General features: G+C 70.5%; 18 protein-coding genes and 1 riboswitch. Of the genes, 11 read left to right on the top strand and 7 right to left on the bottom strand.

Features of this window, described 5'->3' with window-relative positions:
• Positions 1-152: 152 nt before the first annotated feature.
• A complete protein-coding gene (locus tag ACZ7SW_RS43085) occupies positions 153-1,361 on the top strand; it encodes a hypothetical protein (RefSeq protein ID WP_470236150.1) in 1,209 nt (402 codons plus the stop codon).
• Here ACZ7SW_RS43085 and cobC read toward each other — a convergent pair.
• The 4 genes from cobC to ACZ7SW_RS43065 are packed head-to-tail and all read right to left on the bottom strand — an operon-like array spanning position 1,358 to position 6,300.
• A complete protein-coding gene (cobC, locus tag ACZ7SW_RS43080) occupies positions 1,358-2,368 on the bottom strand; it encodes an Rv2231c family pyridoxal phosphate-dependent protein CobC (RefSeq protein ID WP_470236149.1) in 1,011 nt (336 codons plus the stop codon). The genes ACZ7SW_RS43085 and cobC overlap by 4 nt on opposite strands.
• Complete coding sequence (locus tag ACZ7SW_RS43075) at positions 2,361-3,713, bottom strand: cobyrinate a,c-diamide synthase (RefSeq protein WP_470236148.1); 1,353 nt, start codon at positions 3,711-3,713, stop codon at positions 2,361-2,363. The genes cobC and ACZ7SW_RS43075 overlap by 8 nt, the downstream gene beginning before the upstream one ends.
• Positions 3,707-4,321 (bottom strand): cob(I)yrinic acid a,c-diamide adenosyltransferase, encoded by a 615-nt coding sequence (gene cobO, locus ACZ7SW_RS43070; protein WP_470236147.1) that lies wholly within the window; start codon positions 4,319-4,321, stop codon positions 3,707-3,709. Before cobO ends, ACZ7SW_RS43075 begins: the two co-directional genes overlap by 7 nt.
• A complete protein-coding gene (locus tag ACZ7SW_RS43065) occupies positions 4,321-6,300 on the bottom strand; it encodes a putative cobaltochelatase (protein ID WP_470236146.1) in 1,980 nt (659 codons plus the stop codon). The genes cobO and ACZ7SW_RS43065 overlap by 1 nt, the downstream gene beginning before the upstream one ends.
• A gap of 70 nt (positions 6,301-6,370) precedes the next feature.
• On the opposite strand from ACZ7SW_RS43065, the gene cbiE reads away from it, so the two are divergent.
• The 7 genes from cbiE (at position 6,371) to ACZ7SW_RS43030 (ending at position 14,225) form a co-directional block, all read left to right on the top strand.
• The gene (gene cbiE / locus ACZ7SW_RS43060) at positions 6,371-7,519 is read left to right on the top strand and encodes a precorrin-6y C5,15-methyltransferase (decarboxylating) subunit CbiE (protein ID WP_470236145.1); all 1,149 of its coding nucleotides are present in this window, start codon (positions 6,371-6,373) and stop codon (positions 7,517-7,519) included.
• Positions 7,516-8,277, top strand: a complete 762-nt coding sequence (gene cobM, locus ACZ7SW_RS43055) for a precorrin-4 C(11)-methyltransferase (protein ID WP_470236144.1) — start codon at positions 7,516-7,518, stop codon at positions 8,275-8,277. Before cbiE ends, cobM begins: the two co-directional genes overlap by 4 nt.
• Positions 8,274-9,284: a Gfo/Idh/MocA family protein gene (locus ACZ7SW_RS43050; RefSeq protein WP_470236143.1), complete on the top strand. Its 1,011-nt coding sequence runs from the start codon at positions 8,274-8,276 to the stop codon at positions 9,282-9,284. The genes cobM and ACZ7SW_RS43050 overlap by 4 nt, the downstream gene beginning before the upstream one ends.
• Positions 9,281-10,009 (top strand): cobalt-precorrin-6A reductase, encoded by a 729-nt coding sequence (locus ACZ7SW_RS43045; RefSeq protein WP_470236142.1) that lies wholly within the window; start codon positions 9,281-9,283, stop codon positions 10,007-10,009. Before ACZ7SW_RS43050 ends, ACZ7SW_RS43045 begins: the two co-directional genes overlap by 4 nt.
• Positions 10,006-10,665: a 5,6-dimethylbenzimidazole synthase gene (gene bluB, locus ACZ7SW_RS43040; RefSeq protein WP_470236141.1), complete on the top strand. Its 660-nt coding sequence runs from the start codon at positions 10,006-10,008 to the stop codon at positions 10,663-10,665. The genes ACZ7SW_RS43045 and bluB overlap by 4 nt, the downstream gene beginning before the upstream one ends.
• Before the next feature lie 18 nt (positions 10,666-10,683).
• Entirely contained in the window at positions 10,684-13,773 is a 3,090-nt protein-coding gene (locus ACZ7SW_RS43035) for an arabinosyltransferase domain-containing protein (protein ID WP_470236140.1), read from the top strand.
• A gap of 80 nt (positions 13,774-13,853) precedes the next feature.
• Positions 13,854-14,225 (top strand): hypothetical protein, encoded by a 372-nt coding sequence (locus ACZ7SW_RS43030; RefSeq protein WP_470236139.1) that lies wholly within the window; start codon positions 13,854-13,856, stop codon positions 14,223-14,225.
• Here ACZ7SW_RS43030 and ACZ7SW_RS43025 read toward each other — a convergent pair.
• Genes ACZ7SW_RS43025 through ACZ7SW_RS43015 form a run of 3 tightly spaced genes read right to left on the bottom strand, consistent with a single transcriptional unit; the run spans position 14,216 to position 17,471 of the window.
• Complete coding sequence (locus ACZ7SW_RS43025; protein ID WP_470236138.1) at positions 14,216-15,730, bottom strand: precorrin-2 C(20)-methyltransferase; 1,515 nt, start codon at positions 15,728-15,730, stop codon at positions 14,216-14,218. The genes ACZ7SW_RS43030 and ACZ7SW_RS43025 overlap by 10 nt on opposite strands.
• Positions 15,727-16,350: a precorrin-8X methylmutase gene (locus tag ACZ7SW_RS43020; protein WP_043839036.1), complete on the bottom strand. Its 624-nt coding sequence runs from the start codon at positions 16,348-16,350 to the stop codon at positions 15,727-15,729. The genes ACZ7SW_RS43025 and ACZ7SW_RS43020 overlap by 4 nt, the downstream gene beginning before the upstream one ends.
• Positions 16,347-17,471 (bottom strand): precorrin-3B synthase, encoded by a 1,125-nt coding sequence (locus tag ACZ7SW_RS43015; protein ID WP_470236137.1) that lies wholly within the window; start codon positions 17,469-17,471, stop codon positions 16,347-16,349. The genes ACZ7SW_RS43020 and ACZ7SW_RS43015 overlap by 4 nt, the downstream gene beginning before the upstream one ends.
• 96 nt (positions 17,472-17,567) lie before the next feature.
• Here ACZ7SW_RS43015 and ACZ7SW_RS43010 point away from each other — a divergent pair, with 96 nt between their 5' ends.
• The 3 genes from ACZ7SW_RS43010 to ACZ7SW_RS43000 are packed head-to-tail and all read left to right on the top strand — an operon-like array spanning position 17,568 to position 19,570.
• Complete coding sequence (locus tag ACZ7SW_RS43010) at positions 17,568-18,473, top strand: ABC transporter ATP-binding protein (RefSeq protein WP_470236136.1); 906 nt, start codon at positions 17,568-17,570, stop codon at positions 18,471-18,473.
• A gap of 2 nt (positions 18,474-18,475) precedes the next feature.
• Positions 18,476-19,324 carry an ABC transporter permease gene (locus tag ACZ7SW_RS43005; protein ID WP_470236184.1) on the top strand — a complete coding sequence of 283 codons (849 nt, stop codon included), beginning with the start codon at positions 18,476-18,478 and terminating at the stop codon, positions 19,322-19,324.
• 6 nt (positions 19,325-19,330) lie between these two features.
• Positions 19,331-19,570 (top strand): helix-turn-helix transcriptional regulator, encoded by a 240-nt coding sequence (locus ACZ7SW_RS43000; protein WP_470236135.1) that lies wholly within the window; start codon positions 19,331-19,333, stop codon positions 19,568-19,570.
• Positions 19,571-19,637: 67 nt separating this feature from the next.
• Positions 19,638-19,713, top strand: a riboswitch (cobalamin riboswitch).
• Positions 19,714-19,728 lie beyond the last annotated feature (15 nt).

The raw sequence follows: 19,728 nt of genomic DNA, 5'->3' as shown, positions 1-19,728 counted from the left end.
CCCCCAACACCATCGCACCGGCAATGCCCGCACCGCAACCGATTTGTCTGGTACGTCTGGCCGATCAGGCAGACCGAACTATCCCAAGCTGCGGCGAAAGCCGGACCCGTGTTACCAAGGACCGGTCCGCGAAGACTGACCGAGAGGACCTCGTGGCATCCAGCTCGCCCGCATCCGCGCGCCTCAACCGGCGTCGCCTTTTTCACCTGGCTGCCGGTCTTTCGGTTCTCGGCACCGCTGCCTGCAGCTCCACCCCGGACAGCCCGGCCCCGGACGCAGCGGCGCCCAAGCCGAACGGAGCGCTCGGGGCGAACTTCAACGCCGACCCGGACACCATGGGCTGGGACGAGCTTCGGCGTTCCGGTGCGAAGTGGGTGCGCGGGTTCACCGCGATGCCCGATCTGGACAAGCACGACGCCACCGAGAACCCGACGATCAAGACTCTCCGGCAAGCGGCCGAGCGCAAGTACGGGACCGTGCTCTCCCTCAAGTTTCCGTACTTTCCCGAGTCGCACCAGCAGATTCCGCGCCCCGGAACTCCGGCGATGCAGGCCGACCTCGCGCGGCTCGACAAAATGCTGCCCGCGGTCATGGACAAGGTCGACATCCTGGTGATCGGCAACGAGCCGTTCATCGAATGCCCGCGGTCCGACTGGAACAACGGCGCCCTCAACGACTTCTACGAAACCGTTGCCGGCCACGTGATCAAGTATCGAGCGCAGCACAAGGGAAAAACCGTCCTGTACCTGGGTGCGCTCAACAATCTCGATGATCCTAAGTGGACTGGCGCGGGCACTGAACGCTGGATGAAGTACGTCCGCGAGACGCCGGAGATCGAGGGCACCGACATCCATCCGCACGTCGGTGCGCCGGAGCAGGTTCAGGCGTTTCTGGACTACGTGATGCCCAAACTGGGCGGCAAGAAGTTCCTCGTCACTGAGTTTTCCCTGGTCCAGCTGTGGAAGAAGCATCTCGCCGACCGGGTCTCAGCCGAGTACGCGGCCAAATACCGCGTGCCGAAGGACACCAAGGTCTGGCAGGTCATCCGCAACGCACTGCAGGAGCCGTTTCCCAAGCCGCGCTGGGACGATTTTCTCCGCACCAGTCCGTGGTTCGAGAACAACAAGAACTTCCTGACCGGCCAGATGACCAAGTTCCGCGCGACCGGCAAGCTCGCCGTCGCCACGTACGGGATCGACCAGGGCATCTCCTCGCTCAAGGGCGCGGACTTCGGGCCGGATACCCCGCCGTGGTTGCTGAACAGCGTGTTCGCCCGGGCGACCGTCCAGAAGAATCCCGACGGGACGATCGCGCCGAATTACGCCTGGCTGGAGGAATTCGCCGCGCTCCAGAACCACTAACCCAGCGCGGCGAGGAAAGCGTCCGTCGTTGCCCGGTCGCGGACTGCGATGCGCAGGTGGTCTGGTCCAAGCCCCGGGAAAGTGTCGCCGCGGCGGACGGCGTAGCCCGCTTCGCGCAGCCGCAATCGGACGTCCGCGCCGCCGGGGACTCTGATCAGCACGAACGGGCCGCGCGGGGTGCCGAGTACGGGGATTCCCAGTGCGGACAGGCCGGATTCCAGGTAGTCGCGGTCGGCTTCCGCGGCGGCGGCCAGCTTTTCGGCTTCTTCCAGGGCGGCGGGGCGGCAGCAGGCGACTGTCGCGACGGCGGCCAAAGTGGACACTGACCAGGGTGGCTGCACCGCACGCAGCCGAGCGAGCAGTGACGGTTCACCGAGGACGTATCCGGCTCGCAAACCCGCCAAGCCCCACGTCTTGGTGAGGCTTCGCAGCACTACGACACCCGGGATTCGTTCTCCGGCAAGGCTTTCGACTTCTCCGGGGACGGCGTCGAGGAAGGCTTCGTCCACCACGAGCGTCCGGCCGGGACGAACCAGCGCCCGCACGGAATCGGCTGGGTGCAGGACCGAGGTCGGGTTGGTCGGGTTGCCGAGGAAGACCAGATCGGCCGAGGCGGGGACCAGCGCCGGATCCAGTCGGTAACCGTCCACTTCGGACAGGATGACGCGGTCGACTGAGTGTCCGGCGGCGCGCAGAGCGGCTTCCGGTTCGGTGAATTGCGGATGGATCACCACCGCGTGCTTGGCCGGAATTGCCGAAACCAGCAGGGTGAACGCTTCCGCGGCGCCGGCGGTCACCAGGACGTCGTCGAACTCCCGGCCGTGCCGTGCGGCAACTGCTTCCGCGGCGCGAGTGGGATCCGGGTAGGCCGCTAGATCGTCCAGGGCGGCAGCGAGTTCCGCGCGAAGCCACGCAGGCGGAGCCGGGAGCCGGACGTTCACGGCGAGGTCGACGAGACCATCGCCGACCTCGCGATCGCCGTGGTGGTGGAGGTCGTAATCAGCCATGGACCGCTGCCAGGGAATGCGCGCGAACCCGGGACGCGAAACGGTCTGCCAGCTCAGGGTGCCCGGCCCAATGGACGTGCAGATACGAAGCGTGCAGCGATTCCGAAGCGAATCCGTCCAGGTTGCGATCCCAGCCCCACGCAGCGGTTTCACCGTGCGCGGGAACGATTTCGGTGCGGTGGAATTCGTGCCCGGTGACCCGTTGTCCGGCCGCTGCGAGCACATTGTCAGCCACCGAGACGGCCCGGCGGTAACCGAGTTTTCCGCGCGCGGTCATGGTCGCGTCCGCGGCTACGGCACCGACCATCGGCAAGCCGTCCAGCGACCGGCACAGGTACAGCAATCCCGCGCATTCCGCGCTCACCGGCATGCCCGCGTCGATCGCCGCGCCGACGGCCGTCCGGAGTTCCACATTGGACGAAAGCTCAGCCGTGTGCACCTCGGGGAAACCGCCGCCGAAGTACAAGCCCGCGCACCCAGGCGGTAAAGCCTTGTCCCGCAACGGATCGATGTCCACGACGTCGATCCCGCGAGCGGCCAGGAGTTCGAGGTTCTCGGCATAGCGGAAGGTGAACGCCGGGCCTCCCGCAGCGGCGAGAGTCGCACGCGGACCCTCGAAAACGGGACCTGGATTCCACAACGGACCGGTGAGGGCGGGAGCGCCGCGCGCCACCCGCACGACGGCCTCGAGATCGACCCCAGCAGCGACCCAGTCCGCCAACTCCGGCAGCATCCGCTGAGACTCCACGGCCCGTTCGGCGGCCGGAACCAGACCGAGGTGCCTGCTCGGCGCGTGCACGTTTTCGTTGCGCCGCAACGCCCCCAGCAACGGAACACCCGTCGCCTCCAGCGCGGTGACGATCTCGTCCTCATGCCGTTGCGAGCCCAGTTTGTTCAGGATCACCCCGGCGAGCCGGACGCGCGTGTCGTACTGCGCGAACCCCAGCACGGTCGCCGCGACGCTGCGCGAGGCCGCCGAGGCGTCGACCACCAGCACGACCGGCGCGTCGAGCAGCCGCGCGACGTGGGCGGTCGACGCGTAGCCTTCGGTGCCCAAAGCGCCGTCGAAAAGGCCCATCACGCCTTCGATGACGGCGATGTCCGCGCACGCGGAACCGTGTCGCAGCAACGGAACCAGCGCGTCCTCGCCCTGCAGGAACGGGTCGAGGTTCCGCGCGGGACGGCCGGTGGCGAGCGAATGGTAGCTGGGGTCGATGAAGTCCGGGCCGACCTTGTGCCCGGACACGCGGTGCCCGGCGGTGCGCAACGCGGCCATGAGCCCGGCCGCGATGGTGGTTTTGCCGTGCCCGGAACCGGGCGCGGCGATGACGACCCGTGCTACCACTCGATCCCCCGCTGGCCCTTCTGCCCGGCGTCCATCGGGTGCTTCACCTTGGTCATCTCGGTGACCAGGTCGGCGGCTTCGATCAGTTCCGGCGGCGCGTACCGGCCGGTGATCACCACGTGCTGGTGCCCGGGCCGGGAGGCCAGTGCGGACACGACGTCGTCCACCTCCAGCCAGCCCCATTTGAGCAGGTAGCTGAATTCGTCCAGGACATAGAAATCGTGCGTCTCGGCGGCGAGCCTGCGCTTGATTTCCGCCCAGCCTTCCTGAGCGTTGGCTGCGTGGTCCTCTTCGGACCCTTGCTTGCGCGACCAGCTCCAGCCCTCGCCCATTTTGTGCCACTCGACCGGACCGCCCTGCCCGGTGTCGTCGTGCAGCTTCCCCAGCGCCTTGAACGCGGCCTCCTCGCCGACGCGCCATTTCGCCGACTTCACGAATTGGAACACGCCGATCGACCAGCCCTGGTTCCACGCGCGCAACGCCATTCCGAACGCCGCGGTGGATTTCCCTTTCATCTCACCGGTGTGCACGGCGAGCAGCGGACGGTTGCGGCGCTGCCGCGTGGTGAGCCCGTCCTTCGGCACGACAGCCGGTTTTCCCTGTGGCATCAGGCAGCCCTTCCCGTCCGTTCGCGCACCGCCGAGGCCAGCGATTCAGCGGCCACATCGGACAGTGGCACGTGCTCAGCCCCCAAGTGCCCGGCCAATTCCGCGGCGAGGCCGAGCCGCATCCGGCCGGTCTCGCAGTCCATCACGATCGTCGTCACGCCGGTGAGCAAACCCGCGGCGGCCTTCGCGCGGGCCACCGCGTCGGAGCCGCTCGTGGCGCGGCCGTCGGTGACGAGCACCAGCAACGGCCGACGTCGCGGATCGCGGATCGCCTCGACCCGCAGCACCCGCGCGGCCTCCAGCAATCCCTCGGCGAGCGGCGTGCGCCCGCCGGTGGGCAAACCGTCCAGCCGGGCGGCGGCGGCTTCGACGCTGATCGTCGGCGGGAGCGCCAGCTCGGCGTCCGCGCCACGGAACGTGACCAGGCCGACCTTGTCCCGCCGTTGGTAAGCGTCCAGCAGCAGGGAAAGCACGGCGGTCTTCACTTCCCGCATCCGCGCCCGCGCGCCCATCGAGCCCGACGCGTCCACACAGAACAGCACCAGATTGCCTTCGCGGCCCTCGCGCAGCGCGAACCGCAGGTCCGGCGACCGCACCTCCAGGCCTGGTCCGGACCGGCCCCGCGCCCGCTGATGCGGTGCGGCGGCCCGGATCGTCGCGACGAGGTGCGGACGTCCGTCCCGCACGCTGGGCGGCTGCACGCCGATCGTCCGCCCGGTGTCGGTGATCGCGCGCGACCGGCGGCCCCGTTCGCCCTCGCCGGTGCCCTTCACCCGGAACACCCGTGCGCGAAACGTATCCCCGGCGCCGACCGTCTTCTGCGGCGAGGACCCATTGCCCGACGGGGCCGGGGTTTCGCCGCGGTCAGCGGGCGGAGCGCCATCAGAAGGGCCGCCGTCCGGAACCGGGCCACCGTCGTCCGGACCGGGGCCGCCCTCGCCAGGACCGTCGTCGTCCGGCCCCTCCGGCGGTTGCGCGTCCTCCAGCGCCTGTTCCAGCTGCTCCTCGGAAATCCCCGGCGCGTCAAACGGATTCCGCCGCCGCCGGTGCGGCAGCGCGAGCCGCGCGGCGACCCGGATGTCCTCCGTGGTGACCTCGCCGCGCCCGGCCCAAGCCGCGTGCGCGACCGCCGTCCGCGCCGTCACGATGTCCGCGCGCATGCCGTCGACCTCGAACGACGCGCACACCTCGGCGATCTGCCGCAGCGCCTCGTCCGGCAGCTTCACCGAGGGCAGAAGCCGTTGCGCCGCCTCGATCTCCGCCGCCAGCGCCGCGTCCGCCGAGGCGTACTGGTCCGCGAAACCGTCCGGATCCGCCTCGTAGGCAAGCCGTCGCCGGACCACCTCGACGCGCTGCTCCGGATCCCGGCTCGACGCGACCTCCACCGTCAGCCCGAACCGGTCGAGCAGCTGCGGCCGCAGTTCGCCTTCCTCCGGGTTCATCGTCCCGATCAGCACGAACCGCGCCGCGTGCGACACGGAAACGCCCTCGCGCTCGACCGTCGCCCGGCCCATCGCCGCCGCGTCGAGCAGCGTGTCCACCAGGTGGTCGTGCAGCAGGTTGACCTCGTCGACGTACAGCAGCCCGCGATGCGCGGCGGCCAGCAGACCGGGCTGGTAGTCGGTGACGCCCTCGGCCAGCGCCTTCTCCAGGTTCAGCGAGCCGACGACCCGGTCCTCGGCCGCGCCGACCGGCAGTTCCACCAGCCGCGCCGGCCGCCGGTGCGCGGGAGCGCCCGCCGCGTGCGGGCCGTCCGGGCACGCCGGGTCCGGACCGGCCGGGTCGCAGGAGAACCGGCAGCCGTCCACCGCGTCGACCCTCGGCAGCAGCCCGGCGAGAGCGCGCACCATGGTCGACTTCGCGGTGCCCTTCTCGCCCCGCACCAGGACCCCGCCGACCGCGGGCGAGATCGAGGACAGGACGAGCGCCAGACGCAGGTCCGGCATCCCGACGACAGCGGTGAACGGATAGGGCTTCAAGAGCACTCCCTCGTGGGTCGGCGTCCGGCCGATCATCGCACAGCGAAGCTCTCGCTTAGGGTGGGAAATCGTGCGCGAAGAATCACGCCTGACGGTGGTCGGGATCGGGGCCGACGGGTGGGCCGGGCTCACCCCCGCGGCCCGCGACGCCGTGCGGCGGGCGGACGTCGTGCTCGGTTCGGAACGGCAGCTGGCGACCTTGCCCGAAGGCGTCCGTACGAGGCCCTGGCCCAGCCCACTGCTCCCCGCGCTCGACGAGATCATGGCCGCGCAGACCGGCCGGGTTTGCGTGCTGGCCAGCGGCGATCCGTTCCTGTCCGGTATCGCCACCACCCTCCGTGACCGCGGCTACGCGCTCGACGTCCGTCCCGCGGTTTCGTCGGTGACACTGGCCCGCGCGCGGCTCGGCTGGTCGTACGAGGAAACCGAGGTCGTGACGGTCGTCGGGCGCGCCGTCCACCGCGTCGCGCGAGCGCTGGCGCCCAACCGGAAACTGCTGGTCCTGGGCGGCTCCGCGGCGGAACTGCGCGAGCTGCTCAAAGCCCGCGGCTACGGCGATTCCGCCCTTACCGCCTTGGAAAACCTCGGCGCGGACGACGAGCGCATCGCCGACGGCTGGACCCACGACCCCGGCCCGCTCACCGTCTTCGCCGTGCTCTGCAACGGCCCCGGCCTCCCGCTCATCGGGCTCCCCGACGACATCTTCGAACACGACGGCCAGCTCACCAAACGCGACCTGCGCGCGTCCGCCCTCGCCCGCCTCGCGCCAGCCCCGGGCGAACTCCTGTGGGACGTCGGCGCGGGCGCGGGCAGCATCGGCATCGAATGGTCCCGTGCGCATCCGCTGAACCGCGCCATCGCGATCGAACGCGATCCGGCGCGCGCCGAACGCATCCAGCGCAACGCCAATACCCTTGGTGTGCCGGAATTACAGGTGGTCACCGGCCCGGCTCCGGAAGCGCTGGCCGAACTCCCCCGCCCGGACGCGATCTTCATCGGCGGCGGGTTGACCGTGCCCGGTGTCCTCGACCAGTGTGTCGAAACCGACGCCCGGATCGTCGCGCACGGTGTCACCCTCGAAGCCGAGCAGATCCTGGCCGCCGCGTACGCCCGGCACGGCGGGGAACTGCAACGGATCTCCGTGGAGCACGCGAAACCGCTCGGCGGGTTCACCGGATGGACGCCGTCCCGAGCAGTCACGCAGTGGAGCTGGAAATGACCGTTTACTTCATCGGCGCCGGACCGGGCGCGGCCGATCTGATCACCGTGCGCGGCCGCGACCTGCTCGCGCGCTGCCAGGTCTGCCTGTACCCGGGCAGCATGACGCCGACCGACCTGCTCGCCTACTGCGCGCCGGACGCCGAACGCGTCGACACCGCGAACCTCAGCCTCGATCAAATCGCCGCGAAGCTGATCGACGCGCACCGATCCGGGCATGACGTCGCACGGCTGTGCTCGGGTGATCCGTCGCTGTACAGCGCGGTTGCCGAGCAGGTGCGGCGGCTGGAACCGGAAGGCGTGCCGTACGAGATGGTGCCCGGGGTTCCGGCGTTCGCCGCGTCCGCCGCTGTGCTCGGCCGCGAACTGACGGTTCCGGGAATCGGGCAGAGCCTCGTGATCACGCGCGCGCAGGCGAGGTCCACTGCGATGCCGGACACCGAAACGCTGGAGAATTTCGCGCGCACCGGCACGACTCTCGCGCTGCACCTGGCGATCAATCACATCGAGCGGGTCACCGAAGAACTCGCCGGGCACTACGGCGAGGACTGTCCCGCCGCTGTCGTCGCATTGGCCAGCCAGCCCGGGGAAACGGTGGTGCGCGGCACCCTCGCCGACATCGCCGGTCAAGCGCGGGCCGCCGGAATGAGCCGCGCGGCCACGATTTTCGTCGGCCGGGTCCTCGCCGCGGGCGGATTCCCGGACAGTTTCCTGTATTCGAGCACCCGCGATCGGGCGAGCCAACCGGAGTCGTTGTGACCGAACTGCGCTGGGGCCTGCTGGCCACCGGGACCATTGCCGCCGAATTCGCCGCCGGCGTCGAGCAAAGCCGCCACGGCGTGCTCGCCGCGGTGGCCTCGCGCACAGCCGAGCGAGCACGCGATTTCGCGGCCAGGTACGAAATCCCGAAGGCATACGGCAGTTACGAAGAACTCCTCGCCGACCCGGACGTCGACGCGGTCTACATCGCCACCCCGCACGCCCGGCACGAGGAATGGGCGATCCGCGCCGCCGAAGCGGGCAAGCACGTGCTGTGCGAGAAACCGCTCACGCTCGCCGCGCCCGACGCGGAGAAAGTCATCGATGCCGCGCGGCGCAACGATGTTTTCCTCATGGAAGCGTTCATGTACCGGCTGCATCCGCAGACGCGGCGGTTGATCGAGCTGATCGAATGCGGCGCGATCGGCGAGGTCCGGGCCGTGGACGTCACGTTCAGCTTCGATTCCGACGAGAACGACGCGGCCCGCCTCGGCGACCCCGCGCTCGGCGGCGGCGGAATCCTCGACGTCGGCTGCTACTGCACCTCGCTGGCCCGGCTGGTTTCCCAAGCCGCGACGGGAATTCCGGCAGTGGAGCCGACGCGGGTCACCGGCATGGCGCGGCTCACCGAAAGCGGCGTCGACGAGTTCGCGATGGGCCTGCTGCGGCTGCCCGGCGACATCATCGCCCAGCTGTCCTGCGGCTATCTGCTCACGCAGGACGACCACATCCGGATCTACGGCACCACCGGTCAGCTGTACGTGCCGAAGCCCGCGTGGATCCACGAATTGCGCACGCCGGGCGTGTCGACGATCGTGCTGACTCCCTCGGACGGCGAGCCGGAAGTCATCGAAATCGAAGCCACCCAAGGGGTTTACGCCCGCGAAGCGGATTACGTCGCCGCCCATGTCGCCGAACGGCAAGGCCCGGAGCTGACCTGGGCGGAGACGCTCGCCAACATGCGCACGCTCGACCGCTGGCGCACCGCCGTCGGATACGGGCGATGACCGTCCTGATCCTCGGCGGCACCGCGGAAGCCCGCGACCTCGCCGCCCAGCTGCACGAACGCGGCCTCCCGGTGGTCTCCTCGCTGGCCGGGCGCGTCACGCGACCGCGGCTGCCGGTCGGCGAAGTGCGAATCGGCGGATTCGGCGGCGTCGAAGGCCTCACGACCTGGCTGCGCGAGAACGGTGTGCGGGCGGTGGTCGACGCCACCCATCCGTTCGCGGAACGCATCGGCGCCAACGCTTTCCACGCCACCCGCGCGGCGGCTGTCCCCTTGCTTCGGCTCGCGCGCCCGGGCTGGCAGCCGACCGGCGACGACCGTTGGCATTGGGCCGCTGACCTCGAAGACGCCGCCGCGATCCTGCCCGGCCTCGGCTCCCGCGTGTTCCTCACCAGCGGCCGCCAGGGTCTGGCCGCGTTCGCCGATCTCGACCCGCTGTGGTTCCTGATCCGCTGCGTCGACCCGCCTGCCCAGCCGCTGCCCCGCCGGCACGAAGTGGTGCTCGACCGCGGCCCGTACTGCCTCGACGGCGAACGCGCGCTGATGACCGAGCACGACATCGACGTCCTGGTCACCAAGGACAGCGGCGGCGCGATGACCGCCGCGAAGCTGACCGCCGCGCGGGACCTCGGCCTGCCGGTGGTCGTCGTGCGCCGTCCGCCCCGACCGTCCACTACGGAAACCGCGGACGTAGCCGCCGCTGTCGAATGGGTGCTCAACCAATGAACGAACTGTTCTACGACGTCCTGCACCGCCGCCGCGACGTCCGCGCCGAGTTCACCGGCGAGCCGGTCGACGACGCCGTCCTCACCCGGGTGCTCGAGGCCGCGCACGCCGCGCCGAGCGTCGGGATGAGCCAGCCGTGGGACTTCGTGCTGGTCCGCGACCCCGGCACCCGCGAGGAATTCGCCCGGCACGTGCACGAGGAACGCGACGTGTTCGCCGCGTCCCTCGACGGCGAGCGCGCGGAGACGTTCGCCAAGATCAAGGTCGAGGGCATCCGCGAATCGAGCCTCGGCATCGTCGTCACCTACGACGCGCAGCGCGGCGCCCCGGCCGTGCTCGGGCGGCACGCGATCGCCGACGCCGGGCTGTACTCGGTGTGCCTGGCGATCCAGAACCTGTGGCTGGCCGCGACCGCGGAAGGGCTCGGCGTCGGGTGGGTGAGTTTTTACCGCGAACCCGCGCTCGCGAAGCTGCTCGGCATCCCGGCCGGGATCCGCCCGGTCGCCTGGTTGTGCGTGGGCCCGGTCACCGCGCTTGCCGAGGTCCCGGACCTGGAACGGCACGGCTGGCGCAGCCGCGCGCCGCTGGCCAGCGCGTTACACCACGAGCGCTTCACCCCGCGCGACGAGGGGTCCGCGCAACGGCGTCAACCATGACCCAATAGATTTCCTCTAATGCGTCCGATTGCCGTAGTGCTGGGGTTGCTTTCGGCGCTGTGCGCCCTGGCCTATCCCTTCCTGCCGGTAGTGCAGGACACCGCGGAAGTCGTCTGGCCCGCCGCCTCCGACACGCGTTCCGTCAACGCGCCCTTGACCGGGTACTGGGCACAGGACCTGAAGGCCGAACTGCCCTGCGAGACGATCCGCTCGCTCGACGCGCGCACGAACGGCCCCGCGCTGCTGTTCTCGACCGTCCCGGACGGGCGCACCGGCAAGCACGCGGCCAACGGCGTCGGGCTGCAGCTGCGCGTCGACAACGGCGTGCTGCTCGCGTCGAGCCAGGGTCAGCAGATCTCGCAGCAGCCGCTCCCGCAGACCGGCTGCTCGGTCACGCTCGACTCGGACGCGACCCAGATGACGCTCTTGGTCGGCGAGACCCCGATCTTCCACACCACCGGCGACGTCCGGCCGCGCGTGCTCGGCATCTACTCCTCGATCACCTCCGCGCGCGACCCGATCGCCGGGCTGCACGTGTCGGTCGTCCCGGACACCCGCTACCAGACCTCGCCGACCACGCTGAAGCTCGTCGTCGGCATCCTCGCCGCGCTGTCGTTCCTCGGCTGCCTGATCGCGGTGTGGCGGATGGACTCCGGCTTCGCCCGCCGCGCGCCGCGCTGGGCCCCGGTCGGCTGGTGGCGGCTCACCGGCCGCGACGCGACGGTGTTCGGCGTGCTCGGCGCGTGGGTCTTCATCGGGCCGGTGACCTCGGACGACGGCTACATCCTCACCATGGCCCGGGTCACCGAGGCCACCGGGTACCTCACGAACTACCACCGCTGGTTCGGCGTCGCGGAGGCCCCGTTCGGCTGGTTCTACCACCTGTACGAGCTGATGACGCACGTCAGCACGGTGCCGCCGTGGATCCGGCTGCCCTCGTACCTGCTCGGCGTGATCAGCTGGCTGCTGATCAGCCGCGAGGTGATGCCGCGGCTGGGCACGCAGGTCCGCCGCAGCCGCGCGGCCGGCTGGGCCGCCGCGGCGGTGTTCCTGGTCTGGTGGATGCCCTACAACAACGGCGTCCGGCCGGAACCGGTCGCCGCGCTCGGGTCGCTGCTGGCCATCTGCGCGGTCGAACGCGCGCTGGTCACCCGACGGCTGCTGCCGCTGTGCCTCGGCCTGACCGCGGCCGCGTTCACCCTCGCCGCGACGCCCACCGGGCTGATCGCGGTCGCCCCGTTCCTGGTGGCCGGGAAACCGCTGTTCAAGCTGGTCCGGCAGCGTTCGGCGAGCGGCTGGCTGCCGATGCTCGCGCCGATCCTCGCGTCCGGCTTCCTGGTGCTCGTGGTGATGTTCGCCGACCAGACGTTCGCGACGGTCCAGGAGGCCACCCGCATCCGCACCGCGGTCGGCCCGAACCTGTCGTGGTTCCAGGAACTCGCGCGGTACCAATTGCTGTTCGAGAACCTGCCGGACGGCTCCGCGCCGCGCCGGTTCCCGGTGCTGCTCGTGCTGCTCTGCACGGTCACCTGCCTGGTGGTGCTGCTGCGCCGCGGCCGGATCCCCGGTGCGGCGCTCGGGCCGAGCCGCCGGCTGATCGGCACCACGGCGCTGTTCTTCCTGCTGCTCGCGCTGACCCCGACGAAATGGACGCACCACTTCGGCGCGTTCGCCGCCGTCGGCGCGTCGATGGCGGCGCTCACCGCATTGGCGACCAGTTCCACCGTGCTGCGCTCCAACCGCAACCGCGCGGCGTTCCTGGCGGTGCTGCTGGTGGTCGGCGCCCTCGCCGCGACCGGGCCGAACACGTACTGGTTCGTCTCCCGGATCGGGGTGCCGTGGACGAACGGCGCGCCGTCGATCGGCGGCGTCCCGCTGTCGACGATCCTGCTCGGAGCCGCCGCGGTCGCCGGGATCTACGCGTTCGTGGAGAACATCCGGGCGCACCGGCCAGGCCCGGCGCCGCAGGAGGGCCGGAGCCGGTCGCTGCGGCTCGGTTCGCTGTCGCTGGTCGTGGTGTGCGGCCTGGTCGCGGCGGGCGAGATCTACACGATGGGCGCGGCGATCTACTTCCAGCGCGACAGCTACAGCCTCGGCGCGGCCGACATCGGGCACCTGTTCGGCAAGAGCTGCAACCTGTCCGACCACGTGATGGTCGAGCGCGACGCGGCGAAGAGCATCCTGCACCCGCAGCCCGACCAGAGGACCGTGCCGGAAAAGCCGGTGACGCAGAACCCGCCGAACCCGCTGCCGAACCCCGACCAGGACAACGGCCGCGTCCGGACGGGCTTCCACACCAGCCCGGTCGACGACAAGGACCCGCTGGCCGAGCCGCCGCACGGGTTCAAACAGGACCAGGTGCCGATGTGGAGCAGCTACCTCGACACCCAGACCCGCGCCGGACGGCTGCGCAGCGACTGGTACGCGCTCACCGACCGCACCGAGAACGGCCAGATCGTGGTCGCCACCGCGAGCCAGCCCCGGCGGCCGGCGTCGGTGAGCCTGGAGTACGGCGTGAACACCCCCGAGGGCGTGCGCGTGCTGCGCAGCCAGTTCGCGCTCCCGCCCGGCGCGGGCACCGGCGGCTGGAACGACACCCGGATCAACCTGCGCGACCTCCCGCCGGAAACCACGTCGGTGCGGATCGTGATGGTGGACAACGACCTCACCGAGGACGGCTGGATCGCCGCGTCCGCGCCCCGCGTGCCGACCTTCACCACCCTCACCGACAAGCTCGCGGGCAAATCGGTGTACATCGACTGGCCCGCGTCGTTCGTGTACCCGTGCGCGAACCCGGTCACCTCGCACGACGGCATCTCCGCGATGCCGGACTACCGGATCACCCCCGGCCAGCTCGCCGACGAGGCGAAGTGGGCGTCCAGCACCAACGGCGGCCCGAACGGCTGGCTCGAGGAGATCGCGGACGAACCCGAGGTGCCGAGCTATCTGAACGGGCAGCCGTACCAGTCTTGGGGACAGCTGCTGCAGATCGAGCCTTACACGACCGGGGTGGCCCCGACGGTGCGGCACGGCGAGAAGACCGTGTGGGGCTGGTGGTCGCCTGGGCCCGGGCCTTCGCAGCCGAACGGCAAGGACCCGACGCGGTAGCGGTCGTGCGCGGCAGGTTCTCACCGGGATCGCCGCTCACGAGGGCTCTCGCGCTGCCGTCGCTGGTGGAGGGTCGTTCAGTGACGTTCGTGGCGCAGCTGTGCGGCTTCGCGACCGCACTCTCCCTGCGTGAGATCGCCCTGACCAGCACCGGAAACACCGGCGCGGAGCAGGTCAACGCGGGAGAGCTGGCGGTGGCCGAGGACGTCTCGCGCAATCCGGGCTCGACGATCAGCGACGTGACCCGCCGGACCGGACTGGCGCAGAGCCTCGTCTCCCGGATCACGCACCAAGGCTGGAGATCGAACCGTCCGCACGCGCGAGGTTCCGCACCCGCGCGGCCGGTTCGATCTCCTCAGCCGCACGCACCGAAACTCAGTGCCGCGCAACGGAAACAACTCACCCACCAACTCGCGGAGGCGAAACGGCTGCTGCGAGAAGGTCAGGAATAGCTCCGCGGCGTCCACACGATCGACTGCCCGTCCGGCCCTTCCTCCACCACCGTGCGCGAAGAACCCACGATGAGCAGGCAGCGCATGTCCACTGTAGACGGATCAAGCCCGCCGAGCGTGGTGACCCGGACGTCCTCCTCCGGTCCGCCGACATCGCGGGCGACGACCACCGGAGTCGCCGGGTCCCGGTGCCGCAGCAGGACTTCCCGCGCGTTTTCCAGCTGCGTCACCCGAGTCCGCGAAGCCGGGTTGTACAGCGCCAGCACCAAATCCGCCGCACCAGCCGCGTCTAGCCGACGTTCGATGATCTCCCACGGCTTCAACCGGTCCGAAAGGGACAGCACGCAATAATCGTGCCCCAACGGCGCACCGACCCGAGACGCGGCCGCCTGCGCCGCCGTCACCCCGGGCACGATCCGCACTCGCGCGCCAGCACCGTTCCCCGCCGAAACCTGTTCCAGCACTGCCGAAGCCATCGCGAACACACCCGGATCGCCAGACGACACCACGGCCACCCGCGCACCCGTCGCGGCCAGCTGCAGCGCCTCGACCGCCCGGTCCGCCTCGACCCGGTTCCCCGACGCGTGCCGCTGCTGCCCCGCCCGCTGCGGAACCCGCGCGACATACGGTCCGTAGCCGACGATGTGGTCCGCCGCCGCCAGTTCCGCCGACGCTTCCGGCGTCAGCCACTCCGGCCCAGCCGGACCGAGCCCGACGACCACGACCTCGCCGCCTTCCGCGGGCGCCGAAGCGGCCGGAACGGCAGGCTCACCGTCCACACGCGACTTATAGGCCGGACTTGGCAGCAACGCCAAGGAGAAATACGGCACCGACTCCGGATCGACATCCGCGAACGGCTCCACCCGCTGCTGTCCCCAGGTCGCTCGCTCGACGTACCAGGCGTCGTCGAGCTTGCCCGCCTCCGCGAGCGCTTCCCGGACAGAACCGAAGGTACGGCCCAACTTCAGCACCGCCGCCGCTTCGGTGTCCGCCAACCGCCGCGCCAATTCGGGCGCTGGCAACGTTCCCGGCAGCACAGTGAGCACTTCGTCGCGCTGCACCAACGGACGGCCGAGCACCGACGAAGCCGCGCTCACCGATGTCACGCCCGGCACTACCTCGGCCTCGAACCGTCCGGCGAGCCGCTCGTGCATGTACATGTAGGAGCCGTAGAAAAACGGGTCTCCCTCGCACAGCAGCACGACGTCACGCCCGGCGTCGAGGTGCTCGGCGAGTTTTTTCGCGCTCAGCTCGTAGAAATCGGCGATCGCGCCTTCGTACCCGCCGGGATGGTCGGTGGTCTCGGTGGTGACCGGGTAGACCAGCCGCTCTTCCAGCTGTCCCTCGCGCAGGTACGGCTCAGCCACCGACCGCGCGATGCTGCGCCCGTGCCGCGCGCTGTGATAGGCGATGACGTCCGCCTCGCCGATCAGCCGCGCCGCCTTGACCGTCATCAGTTCCGGATCGCCCGGGCCCAGCCCGACGCCGTACAGCCGCCCCGTCATTCGACCGCGCTCGCAATCGCGTTCACGGCGCCGACGGCCATCGCACTGCCGCCGCGACGGCCGTGCACGACCAGATACGGCGCGGGCGCCCGCTTCGCCAATTCCACTTTGGACTCGGCCGCGCCGACGAACCCGACCGGCACGCCGATGATCGCGGCCGGTGCGCCGACGCCCTCGTCCAGCAGCTCCAGCAACCGGAACAACGCGGTCGGCGCGTTCCCGATGGCCACCACCGAACCGGGCAGCCGGTCGCGCCACAGCTCCAGCGCGGCGGCCGACCGCGTGGTGCCCAGCCGTTCGGCCAGCCCGGGCACGCTCGGGTCGGCCAAAGTGCACACCACGTCGTTCGCCGCGGGCAGCCGTTTGCGCGTGATGCCGCTGGCGATCATCTTCGCGTCGCACAGGATCGGCGCGCCCGCCTCCAGCGCGGCGCGGCCCGCCTCGACCACGTCGAGGGAGTAGCGCAGGTCGTCGACCAGGTCGACCATGCCGCAGGAGTGGATCATCCGGACCGCGACGCCGGCGACGTCGTCGGGCAGGATCGCCAGATCCGCCTCTTCGCGGATCGTGGCGAACGAGTGCCGGTAGATCTCGGCCCCGTCCCGCAGGTAGTCGATCACGAAGGTCCCTTTCTCGCCAACGCATCCGCCAATTCGGACGCCGGGGTCCAGCGTCCGTCGACACGGTAGCCGCCGCGTTCGGCGACAACGTCGCGGTGGGCCCCGGACGGCCGCCCGCACCGCCGTGCACAGCCCGAGACGTGCACGCGCGCCCCGTCCGCGACCAGTGTCGCCGCGTCCGCGCGTACGTCGGCGAGAGACTTCGCACACCCCGGCGCGCCGATGCAGGCGCTAAGCTCCGCCGTCGCCGGATCCGTCGACAGCCCCGCCGCGTGCAGACGCTCGACCTCCGCGCCACCGGGCAAGAGCACCGAACGCCGCGGCGTGACCACGGCATCGCCGAAGTCCGCGAGCGTGCGCAGTTGCGCGGCAGACAGCTGACCGAATCTCGGCGCGACCCCTACCGCCTCGCCCCCGTCGTCGCGCCGAATCCGGCCGACTGTCGGGTCGATCCGCGTCGGCAGCAACTGCTGCGTTTCCCGCGGGCCATCCGGCAGCAGCGCCGAGGGATCGGCCACTTCCCCGATCCGCCATGCCGAACCTCGCGTGCGCGCAAACGTTTCCGCCACCGTGAGCAACGCGGGCACCGCCTCGTCGCGCGACACCAGCCAGCCGGAATCAGCGCCCGCCAACAGCACCACACCGGTCATCGGCCCGATCGCGCGCCAGCACACATCCGTGCCCACCACGTCGCCGCGACCGTCGTCGAAGCCGAACAGGAACCGCCCCGGCAACTCCGCGAGTTCCGGCCGCGCGCACAGCTCGCGATCCAGCGTCGCGGAAAGCCCCCGGACGTCCGCGAGCCCGCCGCGCACCCCGCTCAACGGCGAAGCCAGCACGTTCCGCACGCGTTCGTGGCTGAGCGAGGGAAGCAACCCGGCTTCGGCCAGCCGTCCAGCCAGGCCCGGCCGGCGCACTCCGCGCAGCTGGACGTTCGCCCGTGAGGTCAGGTGCACGTCGCCGTCACCGAGGTCTTCCGCAGAGGTTGCCAACGCGCGCAACCGATCCGCGGTCACCACGCCGCCGGGAAGCCGGACCCTGGCGAGCGGCCCGTCCGCCGCGTCGTGCGTCGCGAAGACTCCGGGACAGGCGTCGGCGCGCACGCGGGCAGGGCTGGACATGGCGCTCACTGTAACCCGCGGCCGATTCAATAGGTTTGCGATCATTTGTAGTACATCTGCTACATTCGATCGCACAGGCAGGATGGGGGTCATCCAATGAGAGATCAAGCGGACACCGTGCTCCGCGTCGAAGGCTTACGCATGCGCTACGGCGCGAACGACGTCCTGCACGGCACGTCGTTCACCGCGCACCGCGGCGAGGTGCTGTGCCTGCTCGGCCCGAACGGGGCGGGCAAGACCACGACGATCGAAATCCTCGAGGGGTTCCGCATGCGGTCCGCGGGCGAGGTGTCGGTGCTGGGCACCGATCCGGCACGCGGCGGCGAGGACTGGAGGGCGCGGCTGGGGGTCGTCCTGCAGTCCTGGCGCGACCACGGCAAATGGCGCGTGCGCGAACTGCTCGACCTGCTCGGGTCGTTCTACTCGCCGTACTCCACCGACCGGATCCGCCGCCCGTGGGACACCGACGAGCTGATCGAGGCGGTCGGGCTCTCCGAGCACGCGGGCAAGAAGATCCGGATGCTGTCCGGCGGGCAGCGGCGCAGGCTGGACGTGGCGATCGGCATCGTCGGCCGTCCCGAACTGCTGTTCCTGGACGAGCCGACAGCCGGGTTCGACCCGCAGGCGCGGCGCGATTTCCACGAGCTCGTGCACCGGCTCGCCGACGACGCCACCACGATCCTGCTCACCACGCACGACCTCGACGAGGCCGAGAAGCTCGCCGACCGGCTCCTGATCCTGAGCGGCGGCCACATCGTCGCCGACGGGTCGCCGGACCAGCTGAGCAGGCAGATCGCCGGCGAGGCCGAGGTGCGCTGGACGCTCGACGGCCAGCGGTTCGTGCACTCGACCACGGAGGCGACGAAGTACGTGTACGAGTTGTTCAAGCAGCACGGCGAGGCGGTCGCCGACCTGGAGGTCCGGCGCGCGTCGCTGGAGGACACCTACCTGACGCTCGTGCAGCGCGCGGAGTCCGGGCTGCTCTCGGCAGGTGCGCGATGACGGTGTCGGCGCAGCGAACCGCGGCGCGGGTGGGGCTCCGCCGCGGATTCATCGAATTCCGCCAGCAGTGGACGAACCGGGACGACCTGATCGGCCAGCTCGTCTGGCTGGCGATGATCTTCGGCACGCTGTTCTTCATGCGCGGCGCGCAACTGCCGGGCACCTCGTTCTCGCTGGGCGCGGCGACGGTGCCGAGCGTGATCGGCGCGGGCCTCGTCTTCAACGGGATGTCCAGCGTCGCCGGGGCGCTGATCATCGAGCGCGAGGACGGCACGCTGCTGCGGGCGAAGGCGACGCCGAACGGGATGTTCGGCTACCTCGTCGGCAAGATCACGACGTTCTCGATGGTGCAGGTCGCGAGCATCATCGTGATGCTGGTGCCTTCCCTGTTCCTGTTCGACGGGCTGGCCCCGGACGGGTTCTTCTCGATCCTGAACCTGGTGTGGGTGCTCGCCGCGGGCCTGGTCGCGACCATGCCGATCGGGGCGGCGATCGGTTCGCTGGTCCAGGACTCGCGGATGATGGCCCTGGTCATGCTGCCGATGCTCGGGCTCGGCGCGATCTCCGGGATCTTCTACCCGATCACCGCGCTGCCGGTCTGGCTGCAGGACGTCGGACAGGCGTTCCCGATGTACTGGCTCGGCCTCGGCATGCGCTCGGCACTGCTGCCCGACCAGGCGGTCGTCGTCGAGATCGGGCAGTCGTGGCGGCCGTGGGCGACCCTGGGGGTGCTGCTCGCGTGGGCCGTGATCGGATTGGCGCTGGCCCCGATCCTGCTGAAGCGGATGGCCCGGCGCGAATCGGGGTCGTCGGTGGCGGCGCGACGGGAAAGGGCACTTCAGCGTGTGTGAGGCGCGGTGAGCGAGAACGTCTACAACCGCATCGCGGTGCTGCGCGCCGAACGCGGCATCTCGCGGCGGCAGCTCGCGGACGCGCTCGGCGTGCACTACCAGACCATCGGGTACCTGGAGCGCGGCGAGTACAGCCCGAGCCTTTACCTGGCGCTGCGGATCGCGGAGTTCTTCGAGGTCGCGGTGGAGGTGCTCTTCTCCACCGCGCCTTTCCCCCGGATCGGGGGCGAAAGCAAGCCCGCGTGAGGGTCTGCTCACCTTGACGGCACCGGTGCGCCCGGCGAGAGTGAGAGCGCACACGCGTCGGCACGCGGAGGAACCCGGTGGAAATCCGGGGCGGTCCCGCCACTGTGACCGGCGGCCCCGCGGCCGCCGGCAGCCAGGAACTCCCGCCGGCGTGCCCG

Source organism: Amycolatopsis sp. NPDC114484, assembly GCF_055633755.1.
Note: the sequence above shows the minus strand (reverse complement) of the source record. Positions and strands in the feature narration are given on the sequence as shown.

What these genes read in the sequence shown, in the direction of transcription:
- cobC (WP_470236149.1), bottom strand. Translation starts at nt 2,368, where the DNA reads ATGGCTGATTACGACCTCCACCACCACGGCGATCGCGAGGTCGGCGAT.
- cobO (WP_470236147.1), bottom strand. Translation starts at nt 4,321, where the DNA reads ATGCCACAGGGAAAACCGGCTGTCGTGCCGAAGGACGGGCTCACCACG.
- cobM (WP_470236144.1), top strand. Translation starts at nt 7,516, where the DNA reads ATGACCGTTTACTTCATCGGCGCCGGACCGGGCGCGGCCGATCTGATC.
- ACZ7SW_RS43045 (WP_470236142.1), top strand. Translation starts at nt 9,281, where the DNA reads ATGACCGTCCTGATCCTCGGCGGCACCGCGGAAGCCCGCGACCTCGCC.
- bluB (WP_470236141.1), top strand. Translation starts at nt 10,006, where the DNA reads ATGAACGAACTGTTCTACGACGTCCTGCACCGCCGCCGCGACGTCCGC.
- ACZ7SW_RS43035 (WP_470236140.1), top strand. Translation starts at nt 10,684, where the DNA reads ATGCGTCCGATTGCCGTAGTGCTGGGGTTGCTTTCGGCGCTGTGCGCC.
- ACZ7SW_RS43025 (WP_470236138.1), bottom strand. Translation starts at nt 15,730, where the DNA reads ATGACGGGGCGGCTGTACGGCGTCGGGCTGGGCCCGGGCGATCCGGAA.
- ACZ7SW_RS43015 (WP_470236137.1), bottom strand. Translation starts at nt 17,471, where the DNA reads ATGTCCAGCCCTGCCCGCGTGCGCGCCGACGCCTGTCCCGGAGTCTTC.
- ACZ7SW_RS43010 (WP_470236136.1), top strand. Translation starts at nt 17,568, where the DNA reads ATGAGAGATCAAGCGGACACCGTGCTCCGCGTCGAAGGCTTACGCATG.